The 13393-nt window shown below is 49.4% G+C and carries 11 protein-coding genes; all 11 read left to right on the top strand.

The features are described from left to right. Nucleotides 1–100: 100 nt before the first annotated feature. The 11 genes from EIZ37_RS08135 to EIZ37_RS08085 all read left to right on the top strand — a co-directional run bounded on the left by EIZ37_RS08135 (nt 101) and on the right by EIZ37_RS08085 (nt 13214). Nucleotides 101–1594, top strand: coding sequence for a UxaA family hydrolase (locus EIZ37_RS08135; RefSeq protein ID WP_134684077.1), 1494 nt, complete (start codon nt 101–103; stop codon nt 1592–1594). A 30-nt stretch (nt 1595–1624) separates the two neighbouring features. Further along, nucleotides 1625–3154, top strand: coding sequence for a tagaturonate reductase (locus EIZ37_RS08130; RefSeq protein WP_134684076.1), 1530 nt, complete (start codon nt 1625–1627; stop codon nt 3152–3154). Further along, nucleotides 3135–4544: a glucuronate isomerase gene (uxaC, locus tag EIZ37_RS08125; RefSeq protein ID WP_134684075.1), complete on the top strand. Its 1410-nt coding sequence runs from the start codon at nt 3135–3137 to the stop codon at nt 4542–4544. Before EIZ37_RS08130 ends, uxaC begins: the two co-directional genes overlap by 20 nt. A gap of 20 nt (nt 4545–4564) precedes the next feature. Further along, on the top strand, nt 4565–5650 hold the full coding sequence (gene uxuA / locus EIZ37_RS08120; protein ID WP_134684074.1) for a mannonate dehydratase: 1086 nt from the start codon (nt 4565–4567) through the stop codon (nt 5648–5650). Beyond that, nucleotides 5637–6485: an SDR family oxidoreductase gene (locus EIZ37_RS08115; protein WP_134684073.1), complete on the top strand. Its 849-nt coding sequence runs from the start codon at nt 5637–5639 to the stop codon at nt 6483–6485. The genes uxuA and EIZ37_RS08115 overlap by 14 nt, the downstream gene beginning before the upstream one ends. 17 nt (nt 6486–6502) lie before the next feature. Beyond that, on the top strand, nt 6503–7006 hold the full coding sequence (locus tag EIZ37_RS08110) for a TRAP transporter small permease (protein WP_134684072.1): 504 nt from the start codon (nt 6503–6505) through the stop codon (nt 7004–7006). Then, complete coding sequence (locus EIZ37_RS08105; RefSeq protein WP_134684071.1) at nt 7003–8301, top strand: TRAP transporter large permease; 1299 nt, start codon at nt 7003–7005, stop codon at nt 8299–8301. The genes EIZ37_RS08110 and EIZ37_RS08105 overlap by 4 nt, the downstream gene beginning before the upstream one ends. Before the next feature lie 105 nt (nt 8302–8406). Continuing rightward, a complete protein-coding gene (locus EIZ37_RS08100; RefSeq protein ID WP_134684070.1) occupies nt 8407–9447 on the top strand; it encodes a TRAP transporter substrate-binding protein in 1041 nt (346 codons plus the stop codon). Nucleotides 9448–9470: 23 nt separating this feature from the next. Further along, nucleotides 9471–11342, top strand: coding sequence for a sensor histidine kinase (locus EIZ37_RS08095; RefSeq protein WP_134684069.1), 1872 nt, complete (start codon nt 9471–9473; stop codon nt 11340–11342). Nucleotides 11343–11369: 27 nt separating this feature from the next. Further along, entirely contained in the window at nt 11370–12134 is a 765-nt protein-coding gene (locus tag EIZ37_RS08090) for a response regulator transcription factor (RefSeq protein WP_134684068.1), read from the top strand. A 33-nt stretch (nt 12135–12167) separates the two neighbouring features. Next, a complete protein-coding gene (locus EIZ37_RS08085) occupies nt 12168–13214 on the top strand; it encodes a GNAT family N-acetyltransferase (protein ID WP_134684067.1) in 1047 nt (348 codons plus the stop codon). The last annotated feature ends 179 nt before the right edge of the window (nt 13215–13393 follow it).

Genomic DNA, 13393 nt, shown 5'->3' with positions numbered 1-13393 from the left:
TTTACACAAAGATATTCAATGTTGTTGCTGCAAAACATTCTTTACAATGGATGCAGATGGAATCAATTGGCTGAAAAATCACACAACGTGAGGGGATGCGATGAAAAAGATTCATGCAATCCACAAGGAAGACTCGGTCATGGTAGCCTTAGCGCCACTAACGACGGGGGAAGCGATTACGGTCAATGGCAGAACGCTCATCGTCAAACAGGACATTCCTCAGGGACATAAACTCGCCGTGATCGATATGAAACAAAATGAAAACGTTATCAAATATGGCTATCCGATTGGTCACGCCAAGCAGGACATTTTGGCCGGCGAGTGGGTCCATACCCATAACGTCCAGACCAACCTGGAAGGTACGGAATCATACCAATACCAGGCGGGAAAGGCACGACCGGCTTCTGCGGGACGCACTCTCTACAGCTTCCAAGGCTACCGGCGCAGCAACGGTGAGGTTGGAATCCGCAATGAAATCTGGATTATCAATACGGTTGGCTGCATTAACAAAACAGCAGAGCTGCTGGCCAAAACCGCAAATCAGCTGCTTGCCACGGAGAATATCGATGGATTTCAACACTTTGCGCATCCATATGGCTGTTCGCAGCTGGGAGATGACCTCAAACATACGCAGACGATTCTAAGCAATCTTGTGCACCATCCGAATGCAGGCGGCGTCCTTGTACTGGGTCTTGGCTGTGAAAACAATTACGTAGAGCTGTTTAAACAGGTTCTGGGTAACTATGACGATCGGCGAGTGAAGTTCCTCGTGAGCCAAGAGGTTGAAGACGAGCTGGAAGCCGGCTTGGCGTTATTGGGTGAACTGGCAGCCTATGCCGCCAACTGCGAAAGGGAGCCCGTTCCGTTTTCCAAGCTACGGATCGGCCTTAAATGCGGCGGCTCGGACGGATTTTCCGGGATTACTGCCAACCCATTAGTCGGTGCCTTTTCTGATCTTTGCATCTCACAGGGAGCGACGGCGATTATGACGGAAGTCCCGGAAATGTTTGGTGCTGAGACCATTCTGATGGAACGTTCAGCTGACGAAGAGGTCTTTGCGAAGCTGGTTAATCTAATCAACGATTGCAAGGAATACTTCATCAAGCATGATCAAGTTGTCTATGAAAATCCGTCGCCCGGCAACAAAGCGGGGGGGATCACCACGTTGGAAGAAAAATCGCTGGGCTGCGTGCAAAAAAGCGGATTTGCACAGGTCGTTGATGTATTGCCGTATGGCGGACGTGTATCAAAGCCCGGGCTGAATCTTGTCCAAGGACCCGGAAACGATCTGATCTCGGTCACCAATTTGGCAGCGGCAGGCGCTCATCTCGTATTGTTTACGACAGGCAGAGGCACTCCTTTTGGCGGACCGGTGCCCACCGTGAAAATATCCACCAATTCGGCGTTGGCCGAGAAAAAGGAACGGTGGATCGATTTCAATGCCGGCCAGCTGCTGGAAGGAAAAGAGATGAGCGAGCTGACACGAGAGCTGTTTGACTACATTGTGAAGGTCGCTTCCGGCGAACAACGCACGAAAAACGAGATCTATGGATTTAAAGAAATCGCCATTTTCAAAGATGGAGTCATCCTTTGAAAATCTGTGGAGAGAGGGGCATCCATCACCTTGCGAGGCTTACAGCAATCATTTCTATCTGATTCCGAGAGAAAGCTTGCCGGGAATCTTCCTGAAAAAATCGTCCAGTTTGGCGAAGGGAATTTTTTGCGCGGTTTTGTTGATTGGATGGTACATCAGCTCAACAAAAAGGGACTTTTTCAGGGAAGAATCGCAGCGATCCAACCCACTCCTCATGGAAAAGTGGTCCCCAAGCTCCAGGCTCAGGATGGCTTGTACACCTGTATCCTGAGAGGAATCGAGAATGGGAGAAATGTGGAACAAATCGAGCTTGTTTCCTCGATCAGCAGAGGAATCAATCCATATGAGCAGTGGTCAGAAGTGCTGCAATTAGCTGAAAGTCCGGATATCAAATTTGTTTTCTCCAACACGACAGAAGCGGGGATCACCTACTGGAAAGAGCCCAATGTCGCGGACAAATCCCCCTTGTCATTTCCAGGGAAGCTGACCGCTTTTCTCTATCATCGCTTCAAGGTGCTGGGAGATGGCAAGGAAACGGGATTGAAGATATTTCCCTGCGAACTGGTGGAAAACAATGGCGATCTGCTCAAAGAGATCGTTTTGCGGATCGCGGATGACTGGGGTCTTCCGGTCAGCTTCACGCAGTGGGTGGAGCGCTCCAATCGTTTCTGCAATACCCTCGTCGATCGCATCGTGACCGGTTATCCAAAGGACGAAGCGGATGTATACAACGAACAGCTTGGGTATGTGGATCAATTGCTTACCGTAGGAGAGCCCTATCATTTATTTGTTATTGAAGCGGATGAGGAGACGGCGAGAGCCATTCCCTTCCATGAAGCGGGATTGAACGTGCATTGGGCCAAGGTCAAACCATTCCGGGACATGAAGGTGAGAATGTTAAACGGTGCCCACACGTTGATGGTGCCGGTAGCCTTTCTGTGCGGGAAAGATACAGTGTTCGAAACGATGCAGGACGATTTGCTGCGCAGATGGGTCGAGAAGGGGATCGATGAGGAGATATTGCCCATGGTTGACGGGAACACGGACGTAAGCTGGTCTTACCGGGAATCGGTGATTGAACGTTTCCGCAATCCTTTTACCAAGCACTATCTGTTAGACATCGCATTGAACTCGTTTGCCAAATTCAAGACGAGACTGCTGCCGACTTTGCTGGAAACGGTGGAGAAGGAACAGAGACTGCCAACGATCATTCCTTTCTCTCTGGCTGCTCTCCTCATCTTGTACCAAGGGAGCAAATCAGGAGAAAATACCCTGGCATGCACACGCGATGGTCAGAATTACACCGTGCGGGAACAAGCTGAAACGATTTCCTTCTTAGCGGAAGCGTGGTCCGCGTACCAAGGGGAAGAGAAGCAGCTGCAAGATGTGATCGAGACTATTTTGCGTCAGGAATCCCTATGGGGGCAAAATCTGTTCGAAATTCCGGGGCTTGCCGAAAAGGTTCATCGCTATGTCACCCTCATTGCCCAACGCGGAATGAGAAATGCGGTCAAACAATTGGTGGAAGGAGAGGCGTTGCATGAAGAAATTTCTCGATGATCATTTCTTGCTCGGAAACGATACGGCAGTGGAACTATACCATGATGTGGCCAAGGAGATGCCGATCATCGACTACCACTGTCATCTAAGTCCACAGGAAATCTATGAAAATAAGCGCTATCAAAACCTGACCGAAATCTGGTTAAAGGGGGATCACTACAAATGGCGGGTGATGCGGGCCAATGGTGTCGAGGAACGGTTGATCACAGGCGATGCTGACGACTATGAAAAGTTCCTCGCGTATGCAAGAACGATTCCCATGACCATAGGCAATCCGCTGTATCACTGGTCGCATCTGGAGCTGCAGCGCTACTTTGGCATTGAGGAGCTGCTGAATGAACAGAATGCGGCGATGATCTGGGAGAAGGCGAATGCCAAGCTTCAACAAGCAGGCTATGGTGCCAGAGATTTGATTGAGAAATCGAATGTAAAAGTAATCGTTACCACCGATGATCCGGTAGATTCGTTGGTTTATCATCGCAGGCTGAAAGAGCAATCCGAATTTGCTGTGACGGTCCTTCCGTCCTTTCGCCCCGACAAAGCGCTTGAAATCAATCGGGAGACCTTCCTGGATTGGGTGGAAAAGTTGCAAGAGGCAAGCGGACAAACGATCGAAAATTACGACCAGTTCCTGAGCGCTCTGGAATCACGTGTACGTTTTTTTCATTCCGTCGGCGGCCGCATCTCCGACCATGCGCTGGATGAAGTGCCTTTTCGCGAAGCCACAAAAGAGGAAGCGGCGGCTATCTTTGCAAAAGCGCTGCAGGGATCCCCGGTCAGCAAAGAGGAAGAGGTAACATACAAAACCTTCACGCTGCTTTATTTGGGGAAACTGTATCACGAGTTGGGATGGGCGATGCAATTTCATATCAATGCAGCTAGAAATAATAACACGAGGATGTTTCACCTGCTCGGACCGGATACCGGCTACGACTCGATCAATGACAGTCTGATTGCGCAACCGCTGTGCCGGCTGTTGGATTCGCTTGACACAAACAATAGCTTGCCGAAAACCATCCTCTATTCGTTACACCCTCGGGACAACCACATCCTTGCCACGCTCATGGGGTCGTTTCAAGGAGGCGGAATCGCAGGAAAAATGCAATTTGGCTCCGCATGGTGGTTTAACGACACCAAAGAAGGAATGATCCAGCAAATCAAGGTATTGGCTGACTGTGGTCTATTGAGCCGCTTTGTGGGCATGCTGACCGACTCCAGAAGCTTTTTGTCCTACACGAGACATGAATACTTCCGGAGAATTTTATGCAACGTGATTGGCGAATGGGTCGAGAATGGAGAATTCCCCGATGATCGTGAGCTGCTTGGGACGATTGTGCAGAACATTTGTTACCACAACGCCAAAGAATATTTTGGCTTTCAAACGGATTGATGGAAAGGGGAGCTGCAGGTGTGAAAATGGTCTTCCGCTGGTATGGTGAAAAAAATGACAAGATTCCGCTTCGTCATATCAAACAAATTCCCGGTGTGGAGGGAATTGTCTGGGCGCTTCATGATGTTCCCGCCGGAAAAGAGTGGCCGATGAAGAAGATATTGGAGGTAAGGGAACAAGCGGATCGATACGGGTTTCACATCGACGTGGTAGAAAGTGTCAATGTTCACGAGGATATTAAGCTCGGACTTCCTACCAGAGAGCTATATATCGAGAACTATAAGCGGACCATCGAAAAGCTGAGCCAGGTAGGGGTCAAGGTGATTTGCTACAACTTCATGCCTGTGTTCGACTGGACGCGTACGGATCTCTATCATGCATTGGAAGACGGCTCGACCGCTTTGTTTTTCGAAAAGGCAAAGGTAGAGAACATGGATCCGATGGAGTTGGTCGAAAAAATCTCAGGAAATCCACAATATGTGATGCCGGGATGGGAGCCGGAAAGGCTGAAGCATTTAACCGGACTGTTTGAAGCCTATCAGAACGTGACAGAAGAAGATTTATGGAACAATCTACAATATTTCTTGGAACGGGTCATTCCTGTTGCCGAAAAGCATGGCATTAAGATGGCGATACATCCGGATGATCCCCCTTGGTCGATCTTTGGTCTGCCGAGAATCATCACAAACCAGGAAAACATACGACGCTTGCTCCGGCTTGTCGATAGCCCTCATAACGGTGTCACGCTGTGTAGCGGATCGCTGGGGGCGAATCCCGCCAATGACATCCCGGCGATGATCCGCGAATTTGCGGACCGGATTCCGTTTGCCCACATCCGTAATGTCCGCGTCTATGAGAATGGCGATTTTATTGAGACCTCCCATCGCACACAAGACGGCACGGTTGACATTTACGCGATCGTCAAGGCTTATCATGAGAACGGGTTTGCCGGTTACGTCAGACCGGATCACGGCAGACACATTTTTGATGAAGAGTGCCGACCTGGCTACGGACTTTATGATCGAGCGCTCGGCATCATGTACCTGTGGGGAATCTGGGATTCACTGGAAAGAGCAAAGGCGGGTGAAAAGCATGCTTCCCATTAATCCGAATTTGCAGGGGAAAGTCGCGGTCATCACAGGAGGCGGCGGCGTATTGTGCAGCGCCATGGCAAAAGAGCTAGGCCGACAAGGAGTGAAGGTCGCGATCCTCAATCGCACAGCCGAAAAAGGAGAGCTTGTAGCGGAGGATATCAGACAGGCAGGCGGCACGGCCCTCGCGATTGCTTGCAATGTGCTAGACATGGCAGACGTAAAACGTGCAGCGCAAATCGTGTCCGAACAATTTGGCGGTTGCGATATTTTAATCAACGGCGCTGGCGGCAATCATCCAGCGGGCATCACCACGAAAGAAACGTTTTCGCTGGAGGATCTCGCCAACAAGGAACTGACTACCTTTTATGATTTAACGGAAGAAGGATTTCGCTACGTCTTTGACTTGAATCTGCTTGGCACCCTGCTTCCTACCCAGGTATTTTCCTTGCACATGCACAATCGGAAAGGTGCGATAATCATCAACATTTCTTCAATGAGTGCTCCTTCCCCCATGACGAAAGTGCCTGCGTATAGTGCCGCCAAAGCAGCGATCAATAATTTCACCCAATGGCTGGCCGTCCACATGGCAGAATCGGGGATACGCGCAAATGCCATTGCGCCGGGATTTTTTCTGACCGAGCAAAATCGCCGTCTGCTGACAAACGAGGATGGAAGCTTGACAGAACGATCCCACAAAATCATTACCCATACGCCGATGAGAAGATTTGGCACGCCTGATGATCTGCTGGGCTCGGTATTGTGGCTGGCGGATGAACATATGTCAGGCTTTATCACTGGGATCACTCTCCCTGTGGATGGCGGCTTTTTGGCGTACTCAGGGGTATAAGAGAAGGGGGAGGACTTGTGGAAAGGTTAAAAAAATGGGCGTTACGCATTGATTCTTTCTTTGAAAATTTTGCTTTAACCGCGCTTGCAGTCATGACGCTGATCGTCATCGTGCAGGTGTTTACCCGGAAGCTGTTCAATCACGTTTTTTTCTGGTCGGAAGAAATTACGCTGCTGTTGATGGTATGGTTTTCCTTTATGGGGATAGCCATCGGGTTTCGCGAGCAACTTCATATCGCCATGGATTCGATCACCAACCTTTTCGGCAAGACATTCAATCATTATTGGGATAAATTCATCGCGCTTTGCATCTTTCTGTTTGGCGCTTATCTGGTGATCAACGGGTGGAATTTTACGGTGGACCAATACGCGAATCGCTTGCCCGCTACGGGGTGGACAAATAGTCTTTACTACATTGTCATGCCGATTACCGGGATCATGATCTGCGTCTACAGCGTCCTCACCCTACTTGGGATCGATACAAGACGTCACAAAGGTTTGGAGGAGGAGCTGCCGAGATGACCGTTACCACGATCGCTACCATTCTCTTAGTATCCAGCTTCGTCCTCATGATGCTGCTTCGTTTTCCGATTGCGATTACGATTGCGGGATCTACGCTATTGACGGTCATCTACCTGGACATCCCGTGGGTGGTCGTCGGCCAACGCATGATCAAAGGACTGGATTCCTACAGCCTGTTAGCCATTCCCTTTTTCATCCTGGCAGGGCAGATCATGAGCGAGGGGGGACTGGCGACTCGACTGATTAACCTGGCTCAGCTTTTCGTTGGAGCGGTTCGCGGCGGATTGGGGCTTGTCACCTGCGTAGCTTGCATGTTTTTCGGAAACATTTCCGGTTCTGCTGCTGCGGACGCATCCTCCGTCGGTTCGGTTCTCATTCCGGCAATGAAAAAGAGAGGATACGATCCGGAATTCACGGTCGGGCTGACGTCAGCTGCCGCGATTCAAGGTGTCGTCATGCCGCCCAGCCATAATATGATTCTCTATTCACTGGCAGCAGGGGGAGTATCTGTATCGGCCCTGTTCATGGCTGGAGTCATTCCGTGTCTGGTCCTGCTCGTCGTATTAATGATTACCGCCTATCTCATCGCGCGAAAACGGAATTACCCAAAGGGAGATCCGATCCCGGTGAAAGAAATTCCGCGCATTGTCAAAGAAGGCTTCCTATCGATGATGACCGGCGTGATTATCCTGGGCGGGATATTCAGCGGATGGTTTACCGCTACCGAAGCAGGGGCGATTGCTTGCCTGTACGCTTTCATTCTGACGTTCTTTGTGTACAAGGATGTGCCGCTTTCTCATTCGGTCGTGATCTTGAAGAAAACGTTTCGGACGATCTGCATGGTGCTTTTTCTCATCGCTGCTTCCGATGCGTTTGGCTGGGTATTGGCTTATCTGAAGATTCCTGCGATGGTAACGGATTTGTTCTTGGGCTTTACGGATAATCCTTACACGATCTTGTTCATGATCAACATCCTGCTTTTGATTCTTGGTGCTCCGATGGATATGGCTCCGCTGATTTTGATCATGACACCGATCCTGTATCCGGTGGTGACCTCGTTGGGCATGGACCCGGTACACTTTGGCATCGTGATGATTTTAAACCTGGGAATCGGCTTATTGACACCGCCGGTCGGAACGGTGCTCTTCGTCGGTTGTGCGATCGGGAAGGTATCCGTCGGCAAAGCGAGTCGCGCGTTGATGCCGTTTTTGCTGGCCATGATTGCCGTCCTGTTCCTGATCACCTATGTGCCGGAAATCTCGCTCTGGTTGCCCCAGATGATGGCTGTGAAATAACCAAATAAATCACAAAAAAACATAAATATATTCAATCAAAATGGAAAGCGCTTTCATTTATACTTGTCAAAAGAAATCATATGAATGATGAGGGGAGTTCAAAGAATGAAATCATTTTCGAAAATGGCTTCCGTTGTTCTTTCCACCTTTTTGATCGCGGGGATTTTGTCGGCATGTGGCAGCAATCAAGCGACAAGTCAGCAACCTGGCACGGAGGGAGCACCCGCAAAGGCTGAGAAACAAACCTACTCCTTCCGATTGGCAGAAACGCATCCGCCTGACTATCCAACCACGTTGGGAGATAAAAAATTTGCGGAGCTCGTGAATGAAAAATCAGGGGGCAGAATCAAGATCGACGTGTTCCCGTCCGCTCAACTGGGAGAGGAAAAGGCGGTCATCGAACAGGTTCAGTTGGGAGCAATCGAATTCACACGGGTAAGCTCCGGGTCTTTGGCAGGCTTTAATAAAGACTACGGTGTATTCAGTTTGCCGTACATTTTTGACAGTCAGGAGCATATGTGGAACTTCCTGAAGGGCGAAGCCGGCGAAAAGTTGCTTGAAAGTTTAGAATCGTCTAAAATGAAAGGGCTCACTTATTTTGATCCCGGTTCCAGAAGCTTCTATACGAAGGACCCGGTAACAAAAATCGAGGATCTCAAAGGGAAAAAGATTCGTGTGATCCAAAATCAGGTGAATGTGGATCTGATGGAAGCATTAGGAGCTAGCGCGACGCCTATGCCATACGGAGATGTATTTAGCGCGATCCAGACAGGCGTTATCGATGGAGCGGAGAATAATTACCCTAGCTACTATTCTTCCAAGCATTACGAGGTGGCGAAATATTTTCTGGTCGATCAGCACCAACGCGTGCCGGAAGTGCTGTTGGTCAGCACCGCTACCTGGGAAAAGCTGTCTCCGGAAGATCAGAAAATCCTGAAAGAAGCAGCATTGGAATCGGTCGCCTACCAAATCGATGAATGGAACAAGTATGAGAAAGAATCCGAGGAGAAAGTCAAAGCGGCAGGTTCCGTGATCACCCAAGTGACGGATCTGGCTCCTTGGAAAGAAGCGGTGAAGCCTGTCATTGAAAAATATCGTCCCGAATTTGGGGCCACCTTGGACGCGATCGATAAGGCCAGAAAGTAAATCCATAATGAAGAGGCTCGTAAGTGAGCCTCTTCTTCGACGTTACCCGACCAACGATTCTATACAAGTGGGTGTGGAGATTGCAAAAATGGGTGAAGGGCATCTCGGTATTGCTCCATTATTTGTTATTAAGAGACTCTTCTCTTGCCATCAAAATGCTGGTTCATTCTGGCTTGCTGATCGTGATCCCGATGCTCATCGTCGCGTATGTATCCTATGAGCAATCATCCAAGGTACTGGAGGAGGAAGCCAAACGCTCCAGCTGGCAGATCATTGAACAGGTGAAAACCCACCTGGAGTACTATGTGCTTGATTTTGAGATTTCCGCACTGAAGATCGTCAATCATCGTGATATGCAGCGATTCATGCAGATGCAAACGGTGGAGGAAATCGAAGAGAGCGGGATCCGCAAATCCATTCAGCAAATCCTGTACGATGCTGCCTATTCTCGTCGTGACATCGCCGGGATCACAGTCATTCTCGACAACCTGCAAATTATTGACACCATGGGAGTCAAGTCGTACAGCTCCGCAGCCAACCTTACCGAGGAGTACTGGTACCAGGATGTTCCCTTGAATGGCCAATCCATGCTGATCAGTCGCCACATCCAGCTGCCGGATCGGAAGGAACCCGTGATCTCCATCGCGAGGAGGCTCATCAGTCCCAGAACGTTCGAGCCGGTGGGGATGATCATCATCGACGTCAATTTTAAGAAAATCAGAGAAATTGCGGATATGGTGACAGTCGGACGCACCGGTTATATGAGCATTCTCGATGCGAAAGGCCACTATGTATTCCACCCACACCTCAACCGAATCGGGGAGCGTGCTCCCTTCCATGCGCTTCCATCGCTGTTGATCGATTCAAGCGGGTCCCTGTTGGTAGGTGAAAAAACCAAGGAGCTGCTCACGTTTAGCCGTTCGAACGATCTGGGCTGGACGATGCTGACCTTGATCCCTTACCAAGAGATTACCCAGGGCAGCCAAAATATTCGCCAATACATTTTATGGGTGGCGCTCATTGCCTTATGTATCGCTTATCCGATCGGCTTTACCTTTGCTTCCAGCATCATTCGCCCGATCAAACGGCTTCAGCAATTTATCAAGAAAGTGGAGCAAGGGGATTTCTCCGATAAAGTCATCGTTGAATCCAAGGACGAGATCGGTGTTCTCTCTCAAGGTTTTAACAACATGGTGGATCGTCTCACACAATTGCTGGATGAGATTTACGATTCCAAATTGAAAGAAACGGAAGCAAATCTGCGGCAAAAAGAAATGGAGCTGCGGATCCTCCAGTCACAGATCAATCCTCATTTTCTCTATAATGCGCTGGAGACCATTCGGGGCATGGCCCTGGAGGCCGATATGGACGACATCGCGGAGATCGGCGCATCCTTATCGCGTTTGCTGCGCTATAACCTTAAGGAATCATCACCGACCATTACTGTGCAGGAAGAGTTGGAGGTATGCCGGCTTTACCTGCAAATCCAAAAATACCGGTTTGAAGAACGGTTAGATTATGAGATCGATATGCCCCAGTGGACACTCCAAAATAAAATCCCCAAGTTCTCACTGCAGCCGATTATCGAAAATTGTATTCATCATGGGGTTGATCCCAGCTTTGGTCAGACCTCGATACGGATCCGGGCCTATAAAGAATCAGAAAGCAAGTATATCATTGAAATATCCGATAATGGTCCGGGTATGGAAGCGCAGAAGCTTTATTCGATCCTTCATGATCTGCAATACCGCGACATCTCCATGGGAGGCTCGCGCATAGGTGTAGTGAACGTGCATAGACGCATCGAATACTTATTTGGCCAGGGCTTTGGACTATGGCTGGATAGTGAGCAAACGAAAGGCACAAAGGTATTCATTCGACTCCCGTTAGAATAATGGCAGCAGAGGAGAAGGGGTGAAGCGATGTATTCGTTACTGATTGTCGATGATGAAAGGTGGGTAAGAGCTTCTCTGAAAAAAATCGTGGAACGAACAGAGCTTCCTTTTCACGTCATTCATGAAGCCGCACACGGACTGGAAGCGATGGATTGGCTGAAGTCACAGCGAGTCGACGTGATGATAACAGATGTACGGATGCCTGTGATGGACGGATTGCAGCTTGTACAATCGATACAAGAGGAGCATGTAGAGACGGAAATCATTATCGTAAGCGGCCATGACGAATTCCATTATGCCCAGAGGGCGCTGCGAATGGGCGTAAGGGATTATTTGCTGAAACCGGTATTGGTTGAGGATATGGCAAAATGCCTGCAAAAAATCAATCATGCGCTCGAATCACGGAAAATGCGAGCAGAAGAAAAGGAATATGCCGCCCCCCCTTTTGAAGGAACTATCAATGGAAATGAACGTTCCACGATCGAACAAGTCATTTCGTATATTAAAAGCAAAATGCCGGGAGAAGTGACCCTGCAAGAAACGGCCTCGGCTGTTCATCTGAATCCTAGCTACCTTAGCCACTTGTTTAAACAGCAAACCAAAACGAATTTTATTGATTTTGTTCTCAAGCTCCGAATGGAGGAGGCCAAAAAGCTGCTGTCCTGCACGTCCTTGCGAATCTCGGAAATCGCCGAACGCCTGCAATACAACGACACCTCGTATTTCAGCCATTCCTTTAAGCGCATGGTAGGGAAAACGCCATCGGAGTTTCGCAAAGAGCTTATTCGTTAGAAAATGATGATGACTTGGTAGAGGAGTGCGTGTATGAAAAGCATCGCTGGCGTTGAAATTGTCCCCTTTGCAGCAAACATGCTTGATGAAGCCAGTATTCTCCTGGCGAAACAGCATCAAAAAAATCGTAAGTCCGCACCCTTGTTGCCCATTGCGTATGAGGAGCCAGCCAAGGCTGCTCTGGTATTGGAAACCGTATGGAAAAGCGCAGGATCAATGGGAGCAGCCGCCTTTCACAAGCAAAAAATGATTGGGTTTCTAATCGGCAATGTGGCGATTAACTCAATTCGCGGCCGACACGCATGGATTCATCCGGCGGGAGCGGTGCTTGACACAGAAGCCGATCCTGAATTGTTTCGCGACTTATATGCCGTGGTGGGCGAAATCTGGGTAAAGAATGGAATCTTTGACCACTATGCGCTGCTGCCTGGGAATGGACATACTCATTTCGATCCTTGGCTGCAGGCAGGATTTAGCTATGAACAAACCCATGCCTTGATGGATCTTGAGCATATTAAGCCTGACGTGTATCGACAAAATCCCAAGCTATCGATTCGTAGGGCACAACCAGAAGACCGTGAAATCCTCCGATCCTTTTCTACTCTGATCGCACTTGCTCATGCGGGCCGGCCGGTGTGGGGCGTTGCCTTGCCCGAGGATCTTCCGGAATTACGCGACGGGTATGCTGAAATCCTTGATGATTCCTCGTTTCACACGTGGATTGCGTTTCTCGGTGATACCCCGGTCGGTATGCAAGCGTACCGGGAATTGCGTGAAGAACAGCCGAGCCTCCTGCTGCCTGCGAGGACCATTCGACTCACCGTCGGAAGTACAATCGAAGAGGCAAGAGGACGTGGAGTTTCCACAACGCTTCTCGCAGCCGGGCTGCAGTTTGCCATCGGGCAGGGCTACCGCTATTGCGAGACAGACTGGCGAGCTACTCATCTATTATCGTCACGGTACTGGCCCAAGCAAGGGTTTCAGCCCGTTGCACATCGGCTGGTGCGCAAGGTGGACCCCCGCATTGTCTGGGCGAATGGTTACAATGAGCTCGACCTGAAGGCTGCATTGACGGATTAAACCAAAAACTTGTAAGCAGACCCTCCTTTCGTTTTCCTTTAAGCGCAAAGGAAGGGTTTTTTTGCGCAATCATTGCACGAATTCATAGTGAAAGTATTCGTTCTTTTCAAAAAAATTGACTGCTCTATAATGAATAGTAACCATCCGACAGAAATCGCCACCGAACAAAACGAAAGAGG

Origin of the sequence: Brevibacillus migulae (assembly GCF_004521915.1) — a bacterium.
In the GTDB taxonomy this organism is placed as follows: domain Bacteria; phylum Bacillota; class Bacilli; order Brevibacillales; family Brevibacillaceae; genus Brevibacillus_F; species Brevibacillus_F migulae.
This window is presented reverse-complemented; position numbering and strand designations above follow the sequence as displayed.

Bases quoted from the DNA above. Each gene is read 5' to 3' on its own strand.
- EIZ37_RS08135 (WP_134684077.1), top strand. From the start codon at position 101: ATGAAAAAGATTCATGCAATCCACAAGGAAGACTCGGTCATGGTAGCC.
- EIZ37_RS08085 (WP_134684067.1), top strand. From the start codon at position 12,168: ATGAAAAGCATCGCTGGCGTTGAAATTGTCCCCTTTGCAGCAAACATG.
- uxaC (WP_134684075.1), top strand. From the start codon at position 3,135: ATGAAGAAATTTCTCGATGATCATTTCTTGCTCGGAAACGATACGGCA.
- EIZ37_RS08105 (WP_134684071.1), top strand. From the start codon at position 7,003: ATGACCGTTACCACGATCGCTACCATTCTCTTAGTATCCAGCTTCGTC.
- EIZ37_RS08090 (WP_134684068.1), top strand. From the start codon at position 11,370: ATGTATTCGTTACTGATTGTCGATGATGAAAGGTGGGTAAGAGCTTCT.
- EIZ37_RS08100 (WP_134684070.1), top strand. From the start codon at position 8,407: ATGAAATCATTTTCGAAAATGGCTTCCGTTGTTCTTTCCACCTTTTTG.
- EIZ37_RS08115 (WP_134684073.1), top strand. From the start codon at position 5,637: ATGCTTCCCATTAATCCGAATTTGCAGGGGAAAGTCGCGGTCATCACA.